General features: G+C 55.5%; 22 protein-coding genes and 3 pseudogenes. 14 read left to right on the top strand and 11 right to left on the bottom strand.

Annotation, left to right across the window (positions count from 1 at the left end):
- The first annotated feature begins 20 nt into the window (after nt 1-20).
- From H9L05_RS08715 to H9L05_RS08700, 4 genes are all read left to right on the top strand, one after another.
- The gene (locus H9L05_RS08715; protein ID WP_187733826.1) at nt 21-644 is read left to right on the top strand and encodes a hypothetical protein; all 624 of its coding nucleotides are present in this window, start codon (nt 21-23) and stop codon (nt 642-644) included.
- 84 nt (nt 645-728) lie between these two features.
- Entirely contained in the window at nt 729-932 is a 204-nt protein-coding gene (locus tag H9L05_RS08710) for a CsbD family protein (RefSeq protein ID WP_187733825.1), read from the top strand.
- A gap of 144 nt (nt 933-1076) precedes the next feature.
- Nucleotides 1077-1658, top strand: coding sequence for a DNA-binding protein (locus tag H9L05_RS08705; protein ID WP_187733824.1), 582 nt, complete (start codon nt 1077-1079; stop codon nt 1656-1658).
- Nucleotides 1659-1711: 53 nt separating this feature from the next.
- Entirely contained in the window at nt 1712-2545 is an 834-nt protein-coding gene (locus tag H9L05_RS08700) for a DUF1206 domain-containing protein (protein ID WP_187733823.1), read from the top strand.
- 123 nt (nt 2546-2668) lie between these two features.
- Here H9L05_RS08700 and H9L05_RS08695 read toward each other — a convergent pair whose 3' ends face one another.
- Nucleotides 2669-3883 carry an NAD(P)-dependent oxidoreductase gene (locus H9L05_RS08695; protein ID WP_187733822.1) on the bottom strand — a complete coding sequence of 405 codons (1215 nt, stop codon included), beginning with the start codon at nt 3881-3883 and terminating at the stop codon, nt 2669-2671.
- Nucleotides 3884-4060: 177 nt separating this feature from the next.
- Between H9L05_RS08695 and gcvP the strand changes: the two are divergent.
- Together gcvP and H9L05_RS08685 are read left to right on the top strand one after the other, a co-directional pair.
- Nucleotides 4061-6977, top strand: a pseudogene (gene gcvP, locus H9L05_RS08690) (aminomethyl-transferring glycine dehydrogenase).
- A 144-nt stretch (nt 6978-7121) separates the two neighbouring features.
- Complete coding sequence (locus H9L05_RS08685; RefSeq protein WP_187733821.1) at nt 7122-7478, top strand: hypothetical protein; 357 nt, start codon at nt 7122-7124, stop codon at nt 7476-7478.
- Between the two features lie 81 nt (nt 7479-7559).
- Here H9L05_RS08685 and H9L05_RS08680 read toward each other — a convergent pair whose 3' ends face one another.
- Nucleotides 7560-7859 carry a hypothetical protein gene (locus tag H9L05_RS08680; protein WP_187733820.1) on the bottom strand — a complete coding sequence of 100 codons (300 nt, stop codon included), beginning with the start codon at nt 7857-7859 and terminating at the stop codon, nt 7560-7562.
- Between the two features lie 222 nt (nt 7860-8081).
- Between H9L05_RS08680 and H9L05_RS08675 the strand changes: the two genes are divergently transcribed.
- A complete protein-coding gene (locus H9L05_RS08675; RefSeq protein ID WP_187733819.1) occupies nt 8082-8690 on the top strand; it encodes a DUF4136 domain-containing protein in 609 nt (202 codons plus the stop codon).
- Between the two features lie 88 nt (nt 8691-8778).
- On the opposite strand, the gene lipA is transcribed toward H9L05_RS08675, so the two are convergent.
- Nucleotides 8779-9672: a lipoyl synthase gene (gene lipA / locus H9L05_RS08670; RefSeq protein ID WP_222841364.1), complete on the bottom strand. Its 894-nt coding sequence runs from the start codon at nt 9670-9672 to the stop codon at nt 8779-8781.
- A 201-nt stretch (nt 9673-9873) separates the two neighbouring features.
- Entirely contained in the window at nt 9874-10668 is a 795-nt protein-coding gene (locus H9L05_RS08665) for a hypothetical protein (RefSeq protein WP_187733818.1), read from the bottom strand.
- 107 nt (nt 10669-10775) lie between these two features.
- Here H9L05_RS08665 and H9L05_RS08660 point away from each other — a divergent pair, with 107 nt between their 5' ends.
- A complete protein-coding gene (locus H9L05_RS08660; protein ID WP_187733817.1) occupies nt 10776-11180 on the top strand; it encodes an OsmC family protein in 405 nt (134 codons plus the stop codon).
- Between the two features lie 78 nt (nt 11181-11258).
- Here H9L05_RS08660 and ytxJ read toward each other — a convergent pair whose 3' ends face one another.
- From ytxJ to H9L05_RS08640, 4 genes and pseudogenes are all read right to left on the bottom strand, one after another.
- On the bottom strand, nt 11259-11603 hold the full coding sequence (ytxJ, locus tag H9L05_RS08655; RefSeq protein ID WP_187733816.1) for a bacillithiol system redox-active protein YtxJ: 345 nt from the start codon (nt 11601-11603) through the stop codon (nt 11259-11261).
- Nucleotides 11600-11935 carry a hypothetical protein gene (locus H9L05_RS08650; protein WP_187733815.1) on the bottom strand — a complete coding sequence of 112 codons (336 nt, stop codon included), beginning with the start codon at nt 11933-11935 and terminating at the stop codon, nt 11600-11602. The genes ytxJ and H9L05_RS08650 overlap by 4 nt, the downstream gene beginning before the upstream one ends.
- Before the next feature lie 127 nt (nt 11936-12062).
- A complete protein-coding gene (locus H9L05_RS08645; RefSeq protein WP_187733814.1) occupies nt 12063-12344 on the bottom strand; it encodes a hypothetical protein in 282 nt (93 codons plus the stop codon).
- 168 nt (nt 12345-12512) lie between these two features.
- Nucleotides 12513-14511: pseudogene (locus tag H9L05_RS08640) on the bottom strand (alpha-ketoacid dehydrogenase subunit alpha/beta).
- 268 nt (nt 14512-14779) lie between these two features.
- Here H9L05_RS08640 and H9L05_RS08635 point away from each other — a divergent pair.
- Together H9L05_RS08635 and H9L05_RS08630 are read left to right on the top strand one after the other, a co-directional pair.
- Nucleotides 14780-16270 (top strand): ArnT family glycosyltransferase, encoded by a 1491-nt coding sequence (locus H9L05_RS08635; protein ID WP_187733813.1) that lies wholly within the window; start codon nt 14780-14782, stop codon nt 16268-16270.
- Nucleotides 16271-16343: 73 nt separating this feature from the next.
- The gene (locus tag H9L05_RS08630) at nt 16344-17612 is read left to right on the top strand and encodes a M16 family metallopeptidase (protein ID WP_187733812.1); all 1269 of its coding nucleotides are present in this window, start codon (nt 16344-16346) and stop codon (nt 17610-17612) included.
- A gap of 84 nt (nt 17613-17696) precedes the next feature.
- Here the strand turns inward: H9L05_RS08630 and H9L05_RS08625 are convergent, their stop codons facing one another.
- From H9L05_RS08625 to H9L05_RS08615, 3 genes are all read right to left on the bottom strand, one after another.
- Complete coding sequence (locus H9L05_RS08625) at nt 17697-18170, bottom strand: hypothetical protein (RefSeq protein WP_187733811.1); 474 nt, start codon at nt 18168-18170, stop codon at nt 17697-17699.
- A gap of 131 nt (nt 18171-18301) precedes the next feature.
- The gene (locus tag H9L05_RS08620) at nt 18302-18682 is read right to left on the bottom strand and encodes a hypothetical protein (protein WP_187733810.1); all 381 of its coding nucleotides are present in this window, start codon (nt 18680-18682) and stop codon (nt 18302-18304) included.
- Between the two features lie 300 nt (nt 18683-18982).
- Nucleotides 18983-19567, bottom strand: coding sequence for a hypothetical protein (locus H9L05_RS08615; RefSeq protein ID WP_187733809.1), 585 nt, complete (start codon nt 19565-19567; stop codon nt 18983-18985).
- A gap of 204 nt (nt 19568-19771) precedes the next feature.
- On the opposite strand from H9L05_RS08615, the gene pheS reads away from it, so the two are divergent.
- The 4 genes and pseudogenes from pheS to H9L05_RS08600 all read left to right on the top strand — a co-directional run bounded on the left by pheS (nt 19772) and on the right by H9L05_RS08600 (nt 22201).
- Nucleotides 19772-20818 (top strand): phenylalanine--tRNA ligase subunit alpha, encoded by a 1047-nt coding sequence (gene pheS, locus H9L05_RS08610; RefSeq protein ID WP_187733808.1) that lies wholly within the window; start codon nt 19772-19774, stop codon nt 20816-20818.
- Between the two features lie 63 nt (nt 20819-20881).
- A pseudogene (locus H9L05_RS26820) lies at nt 20882-21414 on the top strand (3-hydroxyacyl-CoA dehydrogenase family protein); the annotation flags it as partial.
- Nucleotides 21394-21780, top strand: a complete 387-nt coding sequence (locus H9L05_RS26815) for a 3-hydroxyacyl-CoA dehydrogenase family protein (RefSeq protein WP_394368491.1) — start codon at nt 21394-21396, stop codon at nt 21778-21780. The pseudogene H9L05_RS26820 and the gene H9L05_RS26815, both read left to right, overlap by 21 nt.
- Nucleotides 21764-22201 carry a hypothetical protein gene (locus H9L05_RS08600; RefSeq protein WP_187733807.1) on the top strand — a complete coding sequence of 146 codons (438 nt, stop codon included), beginning with the start codon at nt 21764-21766 and terminating at the stop codon, nt 22199-22201. Before H9L05_RS26815 ends, H9L05_RS08600 begins: the two co-directional genes overlap by 17 nt.
- Nucleotides 22202-22234: the final 33 nt, after the last annotated feature.

Below are 22234 nucleotides of genomic sequence, written 5' to 3'. Positions count from 1 at the left end.
TGTATTTTTTCTCTGCTCTCATGCGTCTTTTTCTACTCACTTATCTATTATTCTGCAGCGCATTGTGCGCCCAGGCTCAGGACACTATTCTGCGCACCAATGGCGAGGAAATAAAGGCGAAAGTGCTGGCCATTACGCCTACTGAAATATCCTATGTACCCGGCACTGAACCTCCAAGTTCAGACACACTGTATATGGCCGCTACTGGAGTGTTCTTGATTCGTTATGCCAATGGCACGAAGGTGATTATTAGCAAAACGGATGCATCTCTAGTAACGGGCCGCACACCGGCAGAAATGACAAACCAGGGCCGTATGGATGCCCAAAAGTATTTTAAAGCACCCGGAAGCTTATTCGTAACCGCTACCGCCACTGCTGTCAGCCTTATTTTTCTTGGTCCAACTACTCCGGGCGCTTTGGGCGGGATAGCTACTGGCGCTGCTATTGGACTATCTCCTATTCAAAGCCAGAATATTATAGCTCCGGATACAGCGTTACTTAACGATCCTCATTATTTGCTTGGTTACCAACAACAAGCCCAACGCAAAAAAATTGGTAAAGCAGCCGGCGGCTTCGGAATTGGCTTACTTACTGGAACAGTTATATGGTTTGCCATTGCCCTCGCGAATACCAATCATTTCTAGCGGCCTAGCTCAGCTCAACCTTGCGGCGTGGCCGGCGTAAGCTAACGGGTAAGTAGTTCATTTCCACCCTTAAGCCCTACGACAATGGATATTGACAAAAGCACTGAGTGGCGTGCCCGTGGCAACTGGAATGAAGTAAAAGGCAAGTTTCGGCAGGAGCACGCCAACCTCACCGACGACGATATGGAGTATCAGGAAGGCCGTCAGGAAGAATGGCTGGGCGAGCTTCAAAAGAAAGCTGGCAAGACAGCCGATGAAATAAAATCCTGGTTTAGCCGCAATTTTTAGCCCTTACGGCTGACCTTATTAACAAAAGCTCCGTACCAGCTGTAATAAGCTAGTGCGGAGCTTTCATTTGTTCTACTCCGTTCACTACTGCTTTCATCTTGGCTGTAAGCCTTTTAGCCGCCAGTTTTCTCTGGCCTTCCGCGTATGAATATTGCCCCGGAAGAGCTGCACACCTTGGGAAACCTTGACCTGCTGACCCTTCCAAAGACCGCTTTCTTTTGCTCACGTAATTATCCTGGCTACATCGAGTATCCCACTTATATGTGGGCCGTGGAGCAACGCACCAACGGCCATTGCGTGCTGTCCGGATTCCATTCCTTACTAGAGCAAAAGGTATTTCGCTATCTGCTGCAAGGCGAGCAACAACCTATTGTGTATGCGCTGGGCCGTGGCATCAGACCCAACATGAAGCTGGAATACGAGCTAGAATTAGCAGCTGACCAGCTGTTGTTCCTTACTCCCTTTGAAGAAGAGCTGACTATTATAACGCAGGAAACGGCCGATATCCGTAATCTGCTGATTGCAGAATTGGCCGATCAATTCTTTATTCCGTACATGGCAGCGGGGGGCAATTTGGAGCGCTTATTTTTTAGCGGCGCTCTGGATGGCAAGCCAATCTTCACCCTCGACTTAGCTGAAAACGAACCCCTATTTCGCGCAGGAGCTGAGTTGTACCAACCTGAAGGTTTGCTTGGCCGGCCCACTATGTACTCAATGAGTGCTTAGCGCTGCGTACTCCCTGTTGGTTCATATTTTCCGCTCTTTTCTACTTTCCAGCTATGTCAACTTCTTCCCTTACTTCTTCCTTGCCCCAAACACCCTCATCGGGTATCAAAGCCTTAGCCCGATTTGGCTTCGCGGCTAAAGGCGTAGTGTATATTGTGGTGGGCACCCTGGCAGTTATGGCGGCTACGGGTACTCAGGGGGGCAAAACGGCGGATAAAGAGCAAGCACTGCAAACCATTCAGGACCTGCCTTTTGGTCGGTTCTTGCTGGGCTTGGTTGCTTTCGGTTTACTTGGCTATGTCATCTGGCGCCTCGTTCAGGCCTTCCGCGATACGGAAGACAAGGGCTCAGATGCGAAAGGCTTAGCCCGCCGACTCGGCTATGCGGGCAGTGGCCTCCTCTACACTGGTCTGGCCTACGCGGCGGGCCGGGCCGCGTTCAGTGGCGGTAACGCCGATCAGGGCAGAGGCAGCACCCAACAATCATTGATTGCCAAGCTCCTGGATCAGTCGTGGGGCCAATGGGTACTTGGCGCTATTGCGCTGGGCATTATTGGCGCCGGCCTTTACCAGATTTACCGCGCTTACTCCGGCAAGTTTTCCAAGCACGTTAATAGTAGCGGATTGCCGGCCGAGCAGCAAAAAATAGTATATCGCACTGGTCAAGTTGGCTATACTGCCCGCGGTATTGTAATGGCCATCATTGGCTATTTCTTTTTGCAGGCCGCTATGCAGTCTAATTCTAAGGCAGCTCAAGGCACCGAAGGAGCATTCGACTTGCTCGCCAGTATGGGTCCTGTTGTACTCGCCATTGTAGCCCTGGGCCTGATGGCCTATGGTGTTTATATGCTGGTGCAGGCCAAATATCCGGTGTTGCGCGGCGTCTAGACAGCGTCCACACTACATTGTCATCCTGACGAAGGAAGGACCTTATCCCAATTAAACGACTTTGTTCAATTGGGATAAGGTCCTTCCTTCGTCAGGATGACAATGCGATTTTAATAGTGTGAGTTAATCAGCTACATAGTCAGCCAGATACGCGTAGCGCTCCGTCAATTTGCCCCCCGTAGCAATGGTCGCCCGCTCAATGATCGGTTCAGGCTTGTCACTTACCAAATACGGAAACACATTGTCCAGTAATTGTCGGCTGAAGTCACGGCTGGCGTTGCGAGGCAGCTCGCAGGGCAGATTATCCACGGCCATCACCGTAATGTTGGTGGGGCTGGAGTAAGGCGGCTCCAGCTCGCCGGTCCGCGGGTTATAATCAAAAGCGGGGTCTTGTATGCTGGTGCTCCGCTTGGTCGTGGGCACGGAGCCATTCACGTCGCAGGTGATATCGGCAATCGTATTGATGCGAAAATCAGGGCGCTGCGTGTCGGCTTCGCTGAACAGCTTGGGCGCCGCCGGATGCCAATAGGCACAAGCCAGCAGCAAATCCGTAACGGGCAAAAAAGCGCCAAACGTGGATTCGTACTCCTGCGGGTTGCGGTGAAAATCGGGCGTATCCCACACGCGGCCGTCGCGGCGGCGGTTGTAGTCGCTGCTGCGGAGCTGGGTGTACACCGGCTCGTTGAAATCCAGGTACAGATAATCGTAGACGCTCACCCGCCGGATGCCCATCTTGTCGAGCACCTCCACCGCGCCCTGCGCTACCCGCCCCGAACCCGTTACTACCATCTTGATGGGGGGCAATTTTTTGACCTTGAAGAACTCCTCCTGCATATCCTCCATGTCGACGCATTGGTAGGCCGGTTTGAGTTCATACAGCTGATGCTTTCGCCCATACGTCAGCAGCCCGTTATACGCTCCCACAATCCCAGCCCAGCGCCCAAAGGCTACAATTCGCTCGCCTTGCTCATTGGTCAGCAGCTCGTAGTCGATCAGGGTGATGTCTTTCTGCAATACCTGCCGCAACAGCTCCCGGTTGGCGGGCTGCTTCTTCACGGTGTGCGAAAAGAACATATACGTTTTGTGGGGAATGAGCTGCGCTGGCGGCACCTCCTTCACGCCCAGCAGGATGTCACAGTCCGACACGTCCGGGCGAACTTCGATGCCCAGGTCGCGGTACTCCTGGTCTTTAAAGCTGCGCACGGGGCATTCCTGCACCACAATGCGCAGACCGGGAAAGAGCGTTTCGGCCTCCACACACTTTTTGGGGGTGAGCGTTACGCGCAGGTCGGGGGGCGTTTTTCCTTCGCGAATGATACCAATGGTTAGGGGGCGCATTTGAGAAAAGAGGTTGGGTAGGTTGGGGGGCAAATCTGGTTAAATATTTTGGCGTATAGGCGCTTCCACCTCCACCAGCCTAATAATCCTATCGTCCGGAGAGGTTTTCGCCTTACCTTTGTTAAAGGTTCGGCTGCCCGCGCGGCCACATCTTCTCGCCACCTCTATCTTCTCTTTATGTTGCTGAAAACCAAGCCCGCTGATGTGTTTGTGGACCGTCATAACGGCCCCGACGAAGTTGCTGTAGCTCAAATGCTGCGCACTATTGGCGTGGAATCCCTCGATCAGCTTATCGACGAAACCGTACCGGCGGCCATCCGCCTGAAACGGCCGCTGAACCTGCCAGCTGCCCTCACCGAGCGCGCTTTTCTGGCTAAATTCAAGCAGATAGCTGGTCAGAACAAAATCTATAAAAATTACATCGGCCTGGGCTACCACGATACGCAGCTACCACCCGTTATCCAGCGCAATATTCTTGAAAACCCCGGCTGGTACACGGCCTATACGCCCTATCAGGCCGAAATTGCCCAAGGCCGCCTCGAAGCTCTGCTCAACTACCAGACGATGGTAATTGACCTCACGGGCCTCGAGATTGCCAACGCCAGCCTGCTCGACGAAGGCACCGCCGCCGCCGAGGCCATGAACATGTTTCATAGCCAAACCAAGAAAAAGAACACCACGAAGTTCTTCGTCTCGGAGTTAGTATTGCCCCAGACCATCGACGTGCTGCGCACCCGTGCCACGCCGCTGGGCATTGAGCTGGTAATCGGTGACCACCGCACCGCCGACCTTTCCGATGAGGCCCTGTTTGGCGCTATGCTTCAGTACCCCGCCGCCGACGGTCAGGTATTCGATTACACTGATTTTATCACGAAGGCGCATGCTGGGGGCTTTTTGTAACCGTAGCCGCCGACCTGATGGCACTTACGCTGCTGAAGTCGCCCGGCGAAATGGGCGCCGACGTATGCGTAGGCAACTCCCAGCGCTTTGGTGTACCGATGGGCTACGGCGGCCCGCACGCCGGTTTCTTCGCTACCAAAGACCAGTTTAAGCGCGTTATTCCCGGCCGCCTCATCGGCCAGAGCATCGACGCCGCCGGCAATAAGGCCCTGCGTATGGCCCTGCAAACCCGCGAGCAGCATATCCGCCGTGAAAAGGCTACCTCCAACATCTGCACCGCTCAGGTGCTGCTATCGGTATTAGCTGGCATGTACGCTGTGTATCACGGCCCGCAGCGCATTCGTCAGTTTGCCACCAATATTCACGCCCTGACTCAAACGCTGGAAAAAGCCCTGACGGCGCTGGGCGTGGAGCAGAGCAACGAGTTCTACTTCGACGCCCTGAACCTGCGTCTGGAAAGCAAGGAGCTGCAGCAAGCTGTGAAGCGCGAAGCCGAAGCTGCCGGCCTGAACTTCCGCTACTTCGACGAGGTGCGTGTGGGTATTTCCCTGCACCAAAACACCGAGGCTCAGGACGTTGCCGACATCGTGCGCGTATTTGCCAAAGTGTTGGGCAAAGAAGCCGCCGCAGTTGAGATGCCCGCCGACGTAGAGCTGACCTGGCCCGAAGAACTGGTGCGTACCAGTGAGTACCTGACGCATCCCATCTTCAACACCCACCACTCCGAGCACGAGATGCTGCGCTACATGAAGCACCTGGAAAACAAGGACTTGAGCCTGGCTCATTCCATGATTCCGCTGGGCTCGTGCACTATGAAACTCAACGCCACCGCCGAAATGATTCCGGTGACGTGGCCCGAAATCGGTAGCCTCCATCCTTTTGCCCCCGCGAGCAAGCGCAAGGCTACAAGCAGATTTTTGAAGAACTGGAAGCGTGGCTGTGCGAGGTAACGGGCTTTGCCGCCGTCAGCTTGCAGCCGAACTCCGGTGCGCAAGGTGAATACGCTGGCCTGCTGGTTATTCGCGCCTACCACGAAGGTCGGGGCGAAGGCCACCGCAACATTGCCTTGATTCCGGCTTCGGCCCACGGCACCAACCCCGCTTCGGCCGTTATGGCTGGCATGCAGGTAGTGGTGGTGAAAAGCACAGACAAAGGCGAAATCGACGTGGCTGACCTCAAGCAAAAAGCTGAGCAGCACGCCGCTAACCTTTCTTGCCTGATGGTGACCTACCCCAGCACGCACGGCGTGTACGAGGAAACCATCATCGACATTTGCCGCACGATTCATCAGCACGGCGGCCGCGTGTACATGGACGGCGCCAACATGAACGCCCAGGTGGGCCTCACCTCACCCGCCATCATTGGCGCCGACGTGTGTCACCTCAACCTGCACAAAACCTTCTGCATTCCGCACGGCGGCGGTGGGCCGGGCGTAGGCCCGATTGGCGTGGTTGCTGATCTGGCGCCGTATCTGCCCGGCCACGTGGTAGTAGAAGTTGGCCATGAGAAAGCTACTGGCGCAGTTTCATCGGCGCCTTGGGGCTCGGCCAGCATTCTGCCTATTTCCTACGCTTACATCTCCATGATGGGCGGCGAAGGATTGACGCAGGCTACGCGCATTGCCATTCTGAACGCTAACTACATCAAGGCGCGGCTGGAGGAGCATTACCCAGTGCTGTACGTAGGCGCACAAGGACGTTGCGCCCACGAGATGATTCTGGAGTGCCGCCACTTCAAGAAGGCGGGCATTGAGGTGGAAGACATTGCCAAGCGCCTGATGGACTATGGCTACCACGCGCCTACCGTGTCGTTCCCCGTGGCCGGCACGCTGATGGTGGAGCCTACCGAAAGCGAAAGCAAAGAAGAACTCGACCGCTTCTGCGATGCCATGATCAAAATTCGTCATGAAATCCGGGCGGTGGAAGAAGGCCGCGCCGATGCCAAAGACAACCTGCTCAAGCACGCGCCGCACACGGCGGCTACCATCATGGCTACCGAATGGGACCGGCCTTACACCCGTGAGCAGGCTGCCTACCCCGCCGAGTATGTGCGCGCCGCCAAGTTCTGGCCGGCCGTCAGCCGCATCGATTCCGCCTTCGGCGACCGGAACCTCATCTGCGCCTGCACGCCCATCGAGGAGTACGTGGACGCCGAGGAGAAGCTGGTAGAAACCGACCGCGGCCCATCGTACTAAACTTTTCTAACAGATAAAAAAGCCCCCCAGACAATATCCGGGGGCTTTTTTTAAGGGTTCTATGTATTATCTACGTCTGGCCAAATCAGCATATAGTCTGGCAAGGCTACTCCACAACAGGCTTTTATGAATCTTCAGATACTGATGAACTCCAAACATTCGCTTCTGCTGCTGCTCATTTCACTTTTCACGTTTTCGTCTTCCTGCACAAAAAATGAGGATGCAATTGTAGGAGATATAAGTGTGGCATTCAATCCAATACTCAACAGTAATGACGAGGCTACCTATTACTACCGTTTGTATGTAGCTGATAGTTACCCCACTATTCCTCCGCTGAAAAGCGAGTATATTGATGCTGCTTCCTATCAGGATGGAAAAACCAGGATTGTTATAAAGGGATTAAATCCAGGCAATTATGTTTTTTCATATTACAAAAACACTCAGCTGGTAACTGCCACGGTTCAAGTCTCTTCCGGCAAGACCAATCATTATGACCTGTAGTGGAACGAGCTTGCTCTAACAGATAAAAAAGCCCCCATGCTTGGCATGGGGGCTTTTTTATTGGTAAAGCCGAGCTAACTGCTAGCGTTGGGAAAAGCAGGTGCGGTAGAGGTAGCCGTTGAGAACTTTCCCTTTCTCCGTCACGCGGGCCCGTACAAAGTAGGCGTCTACTGTGTCAAGTACCTGTACTTCAGAGTTTACGCTGAGGTTCGTGAGTTGAGCAGACTCCTTGGTCATCCCGTCGTAGAGGATGCACTCCACGACCGTGTTGTGAGCTACTGGTTTTTTGTTGCCGCGCGAAGAGCTAAAGGAATCGTCGCGGACGGCGCTGCATGAAGCAAGCAAAGCGAGGCCAAACAGGCAAGGGTAGAGTTTGTGCATAGGTCTAGTTTAGGATTGGGAAGATATAGAAATTTCAAGTTGATCAAGGTTTTTTCCCTGAAAAAATTTGCTTTTACTCATTTTGCCGGCCCACATATTTGGGAACATTGCCCCCCATCGCGGCGTTGTATAGCCAGAGTTAAGCACGTACTTTGGTGGCCCTACTTTACGTTAGTTCGGCAACGCGCCTAGCTCTTTCACTCAACCCTTCGACAACTTAATATGAACGCATTCACAAGTTTATTCCGCCGTCCGGTTGCTTTGGCAGCCGTGGGCTTATCCCTGTTATTGGGCGCTACCAGCTGCACTTCTTCCCGGGTAGGCGTCACCTCCGACTACGACCATTCCATCAATTTCCGCACGTATAAAACGTGGTCGTGGTATCCGCAGCAAACCTCTGACGCTGAGGGCGGTCCGGCTCGTGGCTATCAGTCGTTTCTGGACAAGCGCATGCGTACCGCTGTTGAAACCGAAATGAAGAAGAAAGGCCTGACTTACACCGAGCAAAGCCCCGATCTGTATGTGGCTTACAATGCTAAGGTGGAAGACAAGCAGCAGATCAACGGCGGCGGCTTTGGCTACCCCTTTTATGGCTATGGTGGCTACGGAATGTATGGTCGCGGGCCGTACGGGAACGTAACGCAGTACAAAGCCGGTACCGTTATCATCGACCTCGTGGATGCTAAGCGCAAGGAATTGGCGTGGCGCGGGCAGGGCCAGGCTCAGATAGATAAAAACACCATCTCTGAGGAGGAAGTGTACCGCATCGTGGGGGGCATTTTGGAGAACTATCCGCCCCAGGATGGCACTAATGTCAACGCCCGTCGTTAATTATTCGCTTTGCTTCCATTAAAAAAGCCCCCCAGCGCAGTGCTGGGGGGCTTTTTTAATGGATTATTATTTTACCTGAGGTGATTAATCAGATCGGGACATTTACGTGGCGCTCGGCGTGGTAGCTGCTGCGCACCAGCGGCCCCGATTCTACGTACTTGAGGCCACGCGCCAGACCTTCCTCGCGGTAATGAGCAAAAAGATCGGGGTGAATGAACTCGGCAACCTCCAGATGGCGCTTCGTCGGCTGAAGGTATTGGCCTAAGGTCAGAATGTCCAAGCCATTGGCGGCGAGGTCGTCCATGGCCTTATACATCTCGTCTTTCTTTTCGCCCAAACCCAGCATAATGCCCGATTTCGTGCGCTTGCCAGCGGCCTTCGTACGACGAATCTGCTCCAGTGAGCGGTCATATTTGGCCTGCGGGCGCACCAGACGGTACAGGCTGCCCACAGTCTCAACATTGTGCGACACGACTTCCTGGCCGCCGGCAATCATTGTATCCAGCGCTTCCCAGTTGGCTTTCACATCCGGAATAAGCGTTTCGATGGTCGTGGCCGGCGACAGTTGTTTTATCCGCACCACCGTTTCCAGCCAGATGCTGGCGCCGCGGTCTTTCAGCTCATCCCGGTTTACGGAGGTAATAACGGCGTGCTTCACGCCCATCAGCTGAATGGCTTCGGCCACGCGGCGGGGCTCGTCGGTATCATACTCATTAGGACGGCCGGTGGCCACAGCGCAGAACGAGCAGGAGCGTGTACACACGTTGCCCAGGATCATAAAGGTGGCCGTGCCAGCGCCCCAGCACTCGCCCATGTTCGGGCAATTGCCGCTTTCGCAAATGGTATGCAGCTTATGCTCATCTACAAGCCGACGAACTTTAGCGTACTCGGGGCCGACAGGCAGTTTTACGCGCAGCCAATCAGGCTTGCGCGGCCGGGCCGGGGCTGCCGGCTCGGGCTGAATAATGGGTAAGGTCAGCAACAGTTCGTCCATACTACAAAGGTAAGGGTCAGGCAGGAGTTAGCCGCATGTCGGGCTCAGCCCGCGCAGCAGACGCTATAACAAACGAGAAGGGAATAAAGATGCCCTGCAACGGTCCACCACGTTGGTTGTCGCTGCAGGGCAGTATGCTGGGGGCTTTTATGAATAACTATTCGCCCGTAGCAGCTTGTAGAAACAGGATTAATTCCGCGTTCCCAAATAAATTGTCAGATAAACGGAGGGGAAAAACGTCTCGTTGAGTTTGGCGTCGGAGATGCCGGTAGCCCGCAGAATAGTAGGACGGCTGGGGAAATACTCGAACAGAAAGCCAGTTTCAATGCCCGCAACGGCGTCGCGGTAGCGGCCATACTCAAAGCTGAGTGCTCCGCGCATATGAACACCGGCAGTCGGCTTCACGTTATTGGCGCCACTGAACAAGGGGGCTTTATCTACAATGAACTGGGAATCACCGTGTATGGCTGGATCGAATTGCTCCGTACGAATATCCTCAGGTCCGCCCGGCCGGCCACCCACACGCTCGGTGTAGTCGTAATAAATGTTATATGGCATCAGCAGCCCCACCGACGGGCCGCCACCCAATAAGGCGTTTACCTGCACGCCCGACTCCGGCGCTTTGCGGAAGATAACGCGCTGAGCACCAAAGGATGGGCGCAACACAAACATGTAGTTCGACTTATTCAGCACGTACGTTCCGCCCGTAAACTGATTGCCTATGCGCTGCTCTTTGGGGTGCTTTACCTCCACGCCCTCAATGCTCCAGAAGCGCGACCATTTGTCGTTTAGCACGCGGGTAGAGCGCACGTTGACGCCCCCAATCAGGCCGCCTCTGGTGTTGAAGTTTATGCCATACGTAAACTCCTTCCGATACGAAGGCGTCTCGTTGGGGGTGGCATCCTGGGCCTGGGCCACCGATCCAGCTCCCAACAGCAGCAGGGCGATGCCGAAAAAAAACAGAGGTCGTATGGGTAGCAACACAGCTATACAACTGAGAAATTCAAACGAAATTGGCCCCCTGACAGCGGCCCCACCGAAAGTACGTAAATTTGCGCGCAAAGTATTGCACTCTTCCTGACTATCTGACTATGAGCACTGCCACCGCCCGGTACACCGGCCAATTACGCACCGAAGCCACGCACAGCGCTTCCTGCAACGTCATTTTCACTGATGCTCCCCTGGATAACCACGGTCGGGGCGAAGGGTTTTCACCCACCGACTTAGTAAGTACGGCGCTGGGCAGCTGCATGATGACCATCATGGGAATCGTGGCCGACCGCAGCGGCCTCGACCTGACATCGACGACCTTTTCCGTCACCAAGCACATGGCCAGCGACCCACGTCGCATCGCCCAGATCGACGTTAGCTTTCAGATGCCCGCTATGCTTTCGGCCAAAGATCGGGCTGTGCTCGAAAACGCAGCGCGCACCTGCCCCGTGGCGCTCAGTCTGAACCCGGAAATTCGCCAGCAGGTTCACTTCTCTTACGAGTAGAATATTTCCCATAAAACGGCGAGGTCCGGCGGAAGCATTGCTTCTGCCGGACCTCGCCGTTTTATGTATGTCAGAGGCTTAAGCGCTGAGCAGATCTTTCACCTCATTAAGGCGAATGCCCATGTGGGAGGCATTATAGCTGCACTCGCCGGCCTGAATTAGCAGTAGCTGAGGAGACTCGTGGCGCACACCAAACGTTTCGGCGATAGCCCCGGAAATAGGGCGAAAGCGCAGCAAGTCCAGGTAATAAATTTTAGCGTCACTAAGCCCAGCATCGGCCCATTGGCGCTCCAGCTTGCTTTTCGCCGCCGCGCTGATTGAGCATGTAGTGCTGTGTTTGAAAATAAGAACCGGCTGCTCATGCGACTCGCGGGCGATGTCAGTCAGTTGGTCTGCTTGGGTGAGCTGTTGCCAAGGAATCATAGTTCGGAGGAAGGTTGATTATACTTTTTCTTCTTTCCTAGACGCAGATTCACGCGGGATGGTTCGCTTACCTTCGCAGTGCCCGTGTGATCGAATTGCAGACTGCCCCTTCCATCCTGCGGCAGTGCCCGCGGCTGGCTGCGGCGCAGGTCGTCCCGATTCACGGCCAGATGCGACTCTTTATACTCAGATTTATACTTGCGGGCCTCGCGCAGAGCTTTGCGGTTTTCGGCCCGCAGACGAGCTGGGCTGGTATCCGCCGTCTGGGCTGAAGCGGTGGATATGGAGCAGCTAAGCGCAAACCCGACGAATAACAGAACAGCACTACGCATGGGAGTAACGAATAAAGGTCAGTAGTCGAACCGGATAAATTTGCCCCCCAGACGCCTTATACCGAGGAGTTTTCAATAGTATTTGCCTATACGTAAAGTTGCGCTAATCAGGCCATTTGCACCTGATTTACTGAAATGGCAATGGATGCCCAAAGAGCATTCGCTGCCCTACTTTACGCTTGAGGCGGCGGCGCTCGTACTTTTTCTTTTTCAGCAAGCCATTCTTGTCGTAGCTGTTGCGCTGGCCTTTGAGCGCCGTAACCGGCGCTACGCCGCCATTGTCGCCCGTATTGGTGGCGGCTTTGGGCTGGGGCGGGGCCGTCGGGCTGGGCAGGCGGTAGGGCCGGCAGGCAGTAGCAAAAGTCAGAGCAACAAGCACAAACAGCCAGCGGCAGCTAGGGGTGAACATGGCTAAATACGTAAGAATACTCACTATCATCCCGCATTAGCAGCAGGCCTCAGCATGATTTCGATCTTCTCCTCTCAATTATTAATCCAACGCTACGGACGCATTTTTCCTGCGCGGTGGCGCGGCCGCCAAGCTGAAAAACGGCGCCCTCAGTTTTCAACCTGTTTCTTAATAAGCCAATAGCTTTTCTACCTTTTCCCGCAGACGCTGCTGGGGCAAAAAAGCTTGCTCCAGTGGCGGCGAAAACGGAATGGCCGTATCCAGAGAAGCCACGCGCTGCACCGGGCCGTCGAGGTGCTCGAAGCAGTGCTCGGCAATCCAGGCCGCAATTTCGCCCCCCAGACCACCGGTAAGCGTGTCTTCGTGGAGCAGCAGCACGCGCCCAGTTTTCTCTACCGTCTGGCGCACGGCTTTTTCGTCCCAGGGTAGCAGCGTGCGTAAGTCGAGAATGTCGGCGTCGAGGTTCATTTCTTCAGCCAGGCGAGTAGCCCAATGCACGCCCAACCCGTAGGTGATGATGCTGAGCGTATCGCCTTCGCGTACCAGCTTGGCCTTGCCAATGGGCACCGTGTAGTACTCATCCGGCACTGGGCCGCTCACGGAGCGGTAGAGCAGCTTGTGCTCGAAGTACATGATGGGGTTGGGGTCTTCGATGGCGGCATTCAGCAGTCCTTTGGCATCGTACGGGTTGCTTGGGAAAACCACCTTCAGGCCCGGCGTATGCACAAACCAGGCTTCGTTGCTTTGGGAGTGAAACGGCCCCGCCGCCGAGCCGGCACCCGTAGGCATCCGCACTACCACGTCAGCATTCTGGCCCCAGCGGTAGTGGCTTTTGGCTAGGTTATTCACAATTTGGTTGAAGCCACACGTCACGAAATCAGCGAACTGCATTTCCACCATGGCCTTTTTCTTCTTGATAGAAAGCCCGAGGCCCGCGCCCAAAATGGCCGATTCGCACAGCGGCGTATTGCGCACCCGTTCTTTGCCGAACTGTGCCACAAAACCGTCCGTTATTTTGAACACGCCGCCATAGTCGGCAATATCCTGGCCCATGAGTACTAGCTCTGGAAAGCGCTCCATGCTCTGACGCAGCGCGTCGCTGATGGCGTCTACGTAGCGCTTGTCGGACTGGGGGCATTTTCGGTGGGCTCGTGGGCCGGCGCGTCGAAGGGACGATACATATCGGCTATTTCTTCGGCTATGTTAGCCGTTGGCATAGGCACCGCATCCGCTACGTGCAGGCCTTCCTCAATTTCTCGCTTAATGGTTTCGCGGAAGCGCATCTTGGCTTCTTCATCCAGAATGCCTTCGCGCAGCAGCCACTGCTCGTAGGTGGTCACCGGGTCTTTCTTGGTCCATTCCTCAAACAGCTCCTGCGGCACATATTTGGTCCCCGAGGCTTCTTCGTGCCCGCGCATCCGAAAAGTCAGCGCCTCCACCAGCACTGGCCGCGGGTTCTGACGCATATCCTCGGCTAGGCGACGAACCGTGTCGTACACGGCCAGCACGTTGTTGCCATCTACCTGCACCGCTTCCATGCCGTACGCCGGGCCTTTATCCACGAACGAGCCGAACCGAAACTGCTCGCGGCTGGGGTGCTGAGGCCGTAGCCATTGTTTTCTATCATAAAAATGACCGGCAGCTGCCACACGGCGGCCACATTCAGCGCTTCGTGAAAGTCGCCCTCGGAGGCTCCGCCGTCGCCGCTGTATACCAGCGTCACTTTCGGGTTTTTATCGAGCAAATCTGCCAGCGCAATACCATCGGCCACGGCCAGCTGGGGGCCTAAATGGCTGATCATGCCCACGATGTGGTGCTCATTGGTGCCAAAGTGAAAGCTCCGGTCGCGGCCTTTCGTGAAGCCGGTGGTTTTGCCCTGCCACTGCGCAAACAGCTGATCAAGCGGCACATTGCGGCCCGTGAACACGCCCAGGTTGCGGTGCAGCGGCAGAATATACTCGTCGGCCTCCAGCGCCAGCGTGCTACCCACCGAAACAGCCTCTTGCCCAATACCCGAAAACCACTTGCTCACTTTGCCCTGACGTAGCAGAATGAGCATTTTTTCCTCAATGAGGCGCGGCTTTAGCAAGCCTTGGTACAGGTGCAGCAGCACATCTTGGGTATACTCTTTGCGGTCGAATTGAAGGGCGGGGGTAGCTACTGACATGAGAACAAAGGAGGGAATGATAGCGGGGGCCAAAAGTACGGGTTTGGGCAGAAGAGCACGCTATCTGGCTCGCGGTCTGCCCTATCTTTGCCCATAGTTCAGGTGAATTGAGTTAAAATGGTGGTCTGAGTAACTACCGGCTCGTGCATTTCTTTACCTGAAAGCGTAGCCAGATGCCTGCCTTGCCGGTGCTCATCGTATATTTCCAGTTGCCGGTTTTTTACCAACTTTCCGGCTATGTACTAACGCTGCCTTAGCGATTCTATTTTTGCCACGCTCCCACTCTGCCCCCACCCTTACGCACCATCTGGCCCGGCTTCTGCTCGTGCTGGCAGCTTCTGCCCTACCCTTATTCTGGCTGCTGGGCAGCTTGCCCGCCCAACAGTGGGATGAGTCCCGCACCGGCCTCAACGCCCTTGAAATACTGCGGAGCAACAACTGGCTGGTGCTCACTCACCGCGGCGAGCCGGACCTCTGGAACGGTAAACCACCCTTAGCGCCGTGGCTGATGGCGCTCAGCTTTAAGCTATTGGGTCCCACGGAAGTGGCGCTGCGGCTGCCTTCCGCGCTGGCGGCCCTGGCTACGGTACTCGTCGTGTATTTTGCCGGCAGCCGGTGGCTGGGCAGCTGGCGGGCGGGCTTGCTGGCTGCCTTGGTTCTGCTGACCACGCAGGGCTACGTAACCTTACACGTCTCGCGCACCGGCGACTTCGATGCCCTGCTCACCCTCTGGACTACGTTAGGCACGCTGAGTTGGCTGGCTTATCTGGCTACCGGGCGCGCTCGTCATGCCTGGGGCACGGGTGCTGCCTTCGCCCTAGCCGTCCTGACGAAAGGCATTGCTGGTCTCTTGTTTGGGCCGGGTATTATTCTGGCTACATTACTAACCGGTCAGCTGGGTCGGCTGCGCAAATTTGCCCCCTGGGGGGCTTTTTTGCTGATTACAGGCGTCGGGATTACCTGGTATACCGTGCGGGAGTTGGTTGCGCCGGGGTACCTGGCTGGCGTGTGGCAGTACGAAGTGGGCGGGCCGGCCGGCGAGGCGCTAGAAGGCCATGGCCATCCAATTTACTGGTATCTAAGCAAGCTAGCCGAAACCAAGTTCACGGCCTGGATGGTGGTGGCCCTGATCGGCATCGGGCTGGGCTGGTGGATGCCGCGTCGCAGCCGGGGCTGGTGGCTGAGTCGAGTGCTGGGCTGCGTTGTGGTTGTGTTCCTGTTGGTTATCTCGATAGTGAAAACCCAGCTTCTTTGGTATGATGCGCCCGCTTATCCCTTGCTGGCTTTGCTGGCTGCCGGTGGCCTGGTATGGACGGGGCGTGCCGTAGCAACTCATTACCACCGCTACCCTTCACCGACGACACGCTTAGCGGCCGTTTTGCTGGTGGCTGCCCTGCCCTATGGAGTTCAGCTCCTGAATATTCGTCACTCCACTGATGCGGCCCTGCGTAATTCGTCCTTACTATACGGTCGTCATTTGCGGGCACAGGCCAAGCGGCTGCCTCATCTTCGCGAGTACATCTTGGGCGACGACGGCATTTTTAATGACAGCCCCGAGTTTTATATGGCCGCCATCACCGCGCAATATGGTCACCAAATCACGCGGGTAGGGGCCTGGCAGGTTGGGTGGGCCACTCCACCCCGCACTGTGGTCACTTGTGGAGCCAAAGCCCGCGCGATATGGCAACAGTACTACAAAACGCGCGTTCTATTCAGCACCGACTCCTGCGTAACTTTTCGGCTGGAGGCGCGCCGCTAGCTTCCGCCCAAACCGAATAGCTTCACTGCTGGTTTGCTATTCACTTTCCACCTCGATTTTAGCCTAGGTTTTAATGATACACTTCCAAGAATTCACCCTCGCCAACGGCCTGCGCTGCATCGTTCACGAAGACCACTCCACGCCCATGGCCGTGCTGAACGTGCTCTACAATGTGGGCTCGCGCGACGAAGACCCCAGCCATACCGGCTTTGCTCACTTGTTCGAGCACCTCATGTTCTCCGGCTCGGTGAATATTCCGAGCTACGATGAGCCGTTGCAGCGCGTGGGAGGCGAAAATAACGCCTTCACTTCCCCCGACATTACCAATTACTACCTCACGTTGCCCGCCGCCAATATCGAAACCGGCTTCTGGCTCGAATCGGACCGGATGCTGGGGCTGGCTTTCTCCGACAATGGCCTCGAAGTGCAGCGCAAAGTGGTGGTGGAGGAGTTCAAGCAGAATTACCTGAACCAACCTTACGGCGACGTGTGGCTGCGCCTGCGGCCGCTGGCTTACCAGCACCATCCCTACAACTGGTCGACTATTGGCAAGGAAATCAGCCACATCGAAAACGCGGTGATGGATGATGTGCGCAACTTTTTCGCCAAGCACTATGCCCCCCAGAACGCCATTCTGGTCGTGGCCGGTGCCGTGTCGTTAGCTGAAGCCCAACGCTTGGCCGAAAAGTGGTTTGGCCCCATTCCCGGCGGCCCGCGCTACGAGCGCCAATTGCCCGCGGAGCCCCGCCAAACGGAAGCCCGCTTTCTCGAAATCACGGCTGATGTACCGTTGAGCGCGTTTTATAAAGTGTACCACATGCCCGGCCGCGCCGATGACGCCTACACGGCCGCCGATCTGCTTTCGGATGTGCTGGGCCGGGGCAAGTCATCGCGCCTCTATCAGCGGCTGGTAAAAGACCGACAGCTTTTTAACGGCATTTCCGCTTCCTGCACCGGTTCCTTGGAGCCTGGCCTGCTGGTTATTAGCGGCAAGCTCAACACCGGCGTAAGTCTGGAAGAAGCCGATGCCGCCGTGCAGGCCGTGGTAGCTGAGCTGCGCACAACGCCTGTAACCGCCGAAGAGCTGGAAAAAGTGAAGAACCAGGCCGAAGCCAGCATTGTGTTCAGCGAAATTGAGCTTCTGAACCGCGCTATGAACCTGGCCTACAGCAAGCTTATGGGCGACGCCAACCTGGTAAATGAGGAAAGCGCCCGTATTCAGGCCGTTACGCCGGAGCACGTGCTGGAAGCCGCGCAGGAAATTCTACGACCTGAAAATAGCAGCACGTTGTATTATCGTGCTCAGCCTAAAGCTGTTGAGCAACTGGTGGCCGCCGAATAAAGCGAACTGATAATTGCTTTAGCAGCTTCACAAAAAAGCCCCCAGCAACTTGCTGGGGGGCTTTTTTGTTCGGATGAGGTTGTTTTACCAGTCGCTGGTACCTGACTGGGTTTGCTTGGCCGGAGCAGGTGCCGCGGGTGGAGCCGTCTGGTTGCCAAGCGTGTTGGTAGCTTGTGCGGGAGCCGGAGCAGGTTGTGCATCGGCACGACGTACGCGCTTAAATGGCTTGTTCAAAGGACGACCCATATAGTCGGTCGTAACGCGGTGAGTAGGAGCTGCGGTAAAACCGGGAGCTACCTGCTGACCACCACTGCGCGACATAGGGTCACTTTCGGCTTCATCAACGTAAGCCGCCGCGGCAACCCAAGTAGCTGGGGGTGTGTCGGTTTTAGGAGCAGCCTGGGCTGCTGGTTGCGCCGATTGGGTCGCAGGTTGTTCAGACGCAGGTGCAGTCTGCGCAGGTTTAGGAGCGGCCGGAGCGGGCTGCTGTTGAGCCAACGCTTTGGTTCCACCCAAACAGGCAGTCAAAATCAGGGCTGAAAAAGCAAGTCGAAGCATAGTAAAGTAGGTTAGCTGTTACAGGTTGTAACGCCCCTAATACGATTTCTCGTACAAAAGTGCCTGAATAGTAGTCGATTATTCGAAAAACTATTCAGGCACCTTCTGCTTTACCTTTGAAAATCAGGAGATTATTGCTTCTTTTTCGTGGTGACCGTCGTCGTTTTTTTTACGGGTGTCTTCTCCGAAGAAAGCGTTGACGAGCTAGAAGCGGCCTTCGCAACAGGCTTTTTCAAGGGGCGGCCCATATAGTCGGTAGTGGGCGGGCTGGGCATGTTCAGGCGCATGCCGGGAGCTAGCTTTGTCGTTTCCTCATTGCGCCGACCGGAGCGGTCGTAGCGGGAGTAAGCACCAGCGCGGGGCTTCGCACGCACATTGCTGGTGCGGTGGTAGCCATTGGTGGTTTTTTTGGTAGTCGTGGTGGTGCGTTTCTTGGTCTGAGTTTGAGCTTGGGCAGGTTCCGCCACAAACAAAAACACAAGGGCCACGACGGCAAGTAAACTAATTTTCATAGGGCAAGAGAAAAAGGTGGCTATGTAAGCAAAGCAAAGGGGCAACAGCTTATCGCCGCCACCCCATTACTCTGAATTTTATCCCCGCATCAGATACTTAGAGTGTCCTCTACAGGAGGCAAATTTGTAATAACTGTGCCTTCGAAAAAGCAAAGACAAGGCCAGTAAAACCCTTTGTATCATCACAATTAAATATTGTGTGATAGTACTCTTGCCATATACGTGCATTTTAATAGCACGGATAAATGAAGTTAAAAATCGCATTTAGCTACTTGAAACAAGTGCTAAGCAGGCGACCAGTTACCAAGAAGTGGGCGTATCGTCGTCGGCGTTGGCAGGAGCCGCAGTAGGCTGCGAGGCCAAAGATGAAGATGAGGAGCGACGAATTTTGCGCTTCAGCGGACGGCCCCAATAGTCGGTGCTCACGCCGCGGTAAGGCGAACTGCTCATGCCTGGCGCTACCATCACGCCGGAAGAACGCATCATAGGATCAGTTTCGGCGGCAGCTTCAGTCTCTGCACCAGCGGCGGCAACGGTAGCAGCGGCTTTTTTAGCGGCTTTATTATGCTTTTTCAAAGGTTTGCCCCAATAATCAGTGGTAGGCTTCTGGTGAGTGCTCAGGCTAATGCCAGGAGCACTCATCCAGCCGGTGCGGTAGTTCGTTACTTCTTCGGAAGCAGGAGCCGGAGCGGCAGTAGTTGTTGGAGCGCTACCCCAAACGTCGTCATCGGCAGAAGCCGGAGCGGCAGAAGCTGGCGCGGCCGGAGCAGCGGCTGGCTCAAACCACTCATTGGTGGTTGACTGAGTGCTATTAGGGGTTTGTGCTTGAGCGGAAGTATGGAAGATGGCGACCAGCGCCAGGGCAGATAACAAAAAGGATTTCATAGGAAGGGTGAGTTGGCGATGAGTATCGGACCAGAACCTCTGGCCACCGTCGGAAGACTAACGGGTGGCGCCCCTCGTTTAGTCTTTTACCGTTTCTGTCTAGCTTTTTGCAGCAATCGTACCAATTTCTAGAAAGCCCGAATTTGATACGTCGTGAAATAGTACCTATCGGATTTTGAGTCGGACGCGTACCTTTGCTCTACTATGCAGGAGACTATCACCCAGCTGCGGGCGGCCATTGAAGCCCACGACCTTTCCACACCCGAACAAGTAGAGCAGTTTCGCCTGGCCTTCACAGGCCGCAAGGGCCAGCTAGCTGACCTGTTCGACCAGCTCAAAACCGTACCCCAGGACCAGCGCCGCGCCGTGGGTCAGGAGCTAAACCAGCTTAAGCAACTGGCGCTCGATCGGTTTACGCAGCGTCAGCAGGAACTGGACGCAGCCCGCGAAAATGCCCCCCAGAACCCTGAATTTGACTATACATTGCCGGCTGTGCCGCAGGCTTTGGGTACGCGTCATCCGCTGAGCCTAGTGCGCGAGGAAATGGTGCGCATCTTCGCTCGCATTGGCTTCAACGTGGCAGAAGGCCCTGAAATTGAGGATGATTGGCACAACTTCACGGCCCTGAACTTCCCCGAAAACCATCCGGCCCGCGACATGCAGGACACGTTTTTCGTGCGCCGCAACCCCGCTGAGCCAAAGGAGGATTTTCTGCTACGTACTCATACCAGCACTGTGCAGGTGCGCGTAATGGAGTCGCAAGCGCCGCCTATTCGCAGCATTATGCCGGGCCGCGTGTACCGCAATGAAGCCATTTCGGCCCGCGCCCACATGATGTTTCATCAGGTGGAGGGCATTTTTATTGACGAAGGCGTAAGCTTCGCTGACTTGAAGCAAACGGTTTATTACTTCGTGCAGGAGATGTTCGGGGCCGATATCAATATCCGCTTCCGGCCGTCGTTTTTCCCCTTCACCGAGCCCAGCGCCGAAATTGATATCACCTGCCTTATCTGCAAAGGCACGGGCTGCAACATCTGCAAAGGCTCAGGCTGGGTTGAGATTGGCGGCTGCGGCATGGTTGACCCTGCTGTGCTTCAGCACTCCGGCATTGATCCTGAAGTGTACTCCGGCTACGCCTGGGGCATGGGCATTGAGCGCATTACGATGCTGAAATATCAGATCAAGGATTTGCGTTTGTTCACGGAGAACGATTTGCGGTTTCTGCGGCAGTTTGAGGGCATTATCTCTTAATAAACCGCTGCTCTTTAACCTAGATCACACGCCTACCACTTCCCTTTTTTTGCTTGATTAGCTATGACTACATCCTCCGAAAACGCCATAGCTCCTGAGCAGTCGGTTCCGCAGCAGATCAGGACAATAGCGGTGGTGGGTGCGGGCACAATGGGATTGGGCATTGCTCAGCTCTGCGTGCAGCACGGCTTCCCGACCATCTTATTTGATCTGAACGCTGATATTCTGGCGAAGGCAGAGGTAGCTATTGCGGCTGGCTTAGGCAAGCTGGTAGAGAAAGGAAAAATACCCCCGCAGAACGGGAGGCAGCCCTGGCCCGCCTCCACCCGACCACCGACTTAGCCATTGTGCAGGCCGATCTGATTATTGAGGCCGTGGTAGAGAAACTTGCGGTGAAGCATGAGCTTTTCCAAAACCTGGCAGCCCAAAATGCCCCCCAGACTATTCTGGCTTCCAATACGTCGTCGTTGCCGATAACCCGGCTGGCGGCGGCAGTTCCGCACCCGGAGCGCGTTGTGGGGATGCACTTCTTCAATCCGGCCCCCCTGATGGCGCTGGTGGAGGTAATCAGCGGCGTGGCGACGGCCCCAGCGGTAGCCGATGCGGTGCAGGCTCTGGCTGAAAAGCTTGGCAAGCAGCCCGTGCGTGCCGCCGATGCCCCAGGCTTTATCGTGAATCGGGTGGCCCGACATTTTTACGTCGAGAGTCTCAAGCTGGTCGAGGAGCAGGTAGCGCCGTTTGAGGTGGTGGATGAGCTGCTGGAGGCTACCGGTTTTCGGATGGGCCCGTTTCGGCTCATGGATTTGATTGGCGTTGATACCAACTTCTCGGTGACCAGCGCGATGTTCGAGGCATTCCATTACGACCCCAAGTTTCGGCCCAGCCGCATTCAGCAGCAGAAAGTAGATGCGGGCCATCATGGCCGCAAAACGGGTAAGGGATTCTATGACTACTCTCGCTAAAAAAGCCCCCCAGCGCACCCTATTGGCCTTAGCGCTGACTTTGGTGCTCGGCTTCGGAGGCTGTGGCGACTCTAACAGTGCCGAGCCGCTTATTCCATTTGTAAGCTTTATAGAAAGTATAAGCGTTCTGGATCAGCGCTACCCGCAGCTGCGCACCGACAACGGCGCGGTGGAGATACCCGGCGGCGTGCGTGGGCTTATCATCGTGCGCCAGAATGCTACCACTTACCTCGCTTTCGAGCGCAATTGTCCTTATCGCCCCTACGATTCGGGGTGTTCTACAGTGAGCGTCGATGCTTCCCGCTTGTTTCTGGTTGACGACTGCTGCGGCTCGCAATTTACGCTACAAGGCCAGGCGCGCGGTGGCCCCGCCCCCGACCACTACGTCAGTACGCTACTTCGATCTCCGGTAATCTGCTGACAATCACCAATTAATGAAGTTAGCTAAAAGAAA

The organism is Hymenobacter qilianensis, from assembly GCF_014489555.1.
Taxonomy (GTDB): Bacteria; Bacteroidota; Bacteroidia; order Cytophagales; family Hymenobacteraceae; genus Hymenobacter; species Hymenobacter qilianensis.
The sequence above is the reverse complement of the archived record's forward strand: the minus strand, read 5'-3'. Positions and strand labels throughout refer to the sequence as shown.

What these genes read in the sequence shown, in the direction of transcription:
- H9L05_RS08715 (WP_187733826.1), top strand. Translation starts at nt 21, where the DNA reads ATGCGTCTTTTTCTACTCACTTATCTATTATTCTGCAGCGCATTGTGC.
- H9L05_RS08710 (WP_187733825.1), top strand. Translation starts at nt 729, where the DNA reads ATGGATATTGACAAAAGCACTGAGTGGCGTGCCCGTGGCAACTGGAAT.
- H9L05_RS08705 (WP_187733824.1), top strand. Translation starts at nt 1,077, where the DNA reads ATGAATATTGCCCCGGAAGAGCTGCACACCTTGGGAAACCTTGACCTG.
- H9L05_RS08700 (WP_187733823.1), top strand. Translation starts at nt 1,712, where the DNA reads ATGTCAACTTCTTCCCTTACTTCTTCCTTGCCCCAAACACCCTCATCG.
- H9L05_RS08695 (WP_187733822.1), bottom strand. Translation starts at nt 3,883, where the DNA reads ATGCGCCCCCTAACCATTGGTATCATTCGCGAAGGAAAAACGCCCCCC.
- H9L05_RS08685 (WP_187733821.1), top strand. Translation starts at nt 7,122, where the DNA reads ATGAACTCCAAACATTCGCTTCTGCTGCTGCTCATTTCACTTTTCACG.
- H9L05_RS08680 (WP_187733820.1), bottom strand. Translation starts at nt 7,859, where the DNA reads ATGCACAAACTCTACCCTTGCCTGTTTGGCCTCGCTTTGCTTGCTTCA.
- H9L05_RS08675 (WP_187733819.1), top strand. Translation starts at nt 8,082, where the DNA reads ATGAACGCATTCACAAGTTTATTCCGCCGTCCGGTTGCTTTGGCAGCC.
- H9L05_RS08660 (WP_187733817.1), top strand. Translation starts at nt 10,776, where the DNA reads ATGAGCACTGCCACCGCCCGGTACACCGGCCAATTACGCACCGAAGCC.
- ytxJ (WP_187733816.1), bottom strand. Translation starts at nt 11,603, where the DNA reads ATGATTCCTTGGCAACAGCTCACCCAAGCAGACCAACTGACTGACATC.
- H9L05_RS08650 (WP_187733815.1), bottom strand. Translation starts at nt 11,935, where the DNA reads ATGCGTAGTGCTGTTCTGTTATTCGTCGGGTTTGCGCTTAGCTGCTCC.
- H9L05_RS08645 (WP_187733814.1), bottom strand. Translation starts at nt 12,344, where the DNA reads ATGTTCACCCCTAGCTGCCGCTGGCTGTTTGTGCTTGTTGCTCTGACT.
- H9L05_RS08630 (WP_187733812.1), top strand. Translation starts at nt 16,344, where the DNA reads ATGATACACTTCCAAGAATTCACCCTCGCCAACGGCCTGCGCTGCATC.
- H9L05_RS08625 (WP_187733811.1), bottom strand. Translation starts at nt 18,170, where the DNA reads ATGCTTCGACTTGCTTTTTCAGCCCTGATTTTGACTGCCTGTTTGGGT.
- H9L05_RS08620 (WP_187733810.1), bottom strand. Translation starts at nt 18,682, where the DNA reads ATGAAAATTAGTTTACTTGCCGTCGTGGCCCTTGTGTTTTTGTTTGTG.
- H9L05_RS08615 (WP_187733809.1), bottom strand. Translation starts at nt 19,567, where the DNA reads ATGAAATCCTTTTTGTTATCTGCCCTGGCGCTGGTCGCCATCTTCCAT.
- pheS (WP_187733808.1), top strand. Translation starts at nt 19,772, where the DNA reads ATGCAGGAGACTATCACCCAGCTGCGGGCGGCCATTGAAGCCCACGAC.
- H9L05_RS08600 (WP_187733807.1), top strand. Translation starts at nt 21,764, where the DNA reads ATGACTACTCTCGCTAAAAAAGCCCCCCAGCGCACCCTATTGGCCTTA.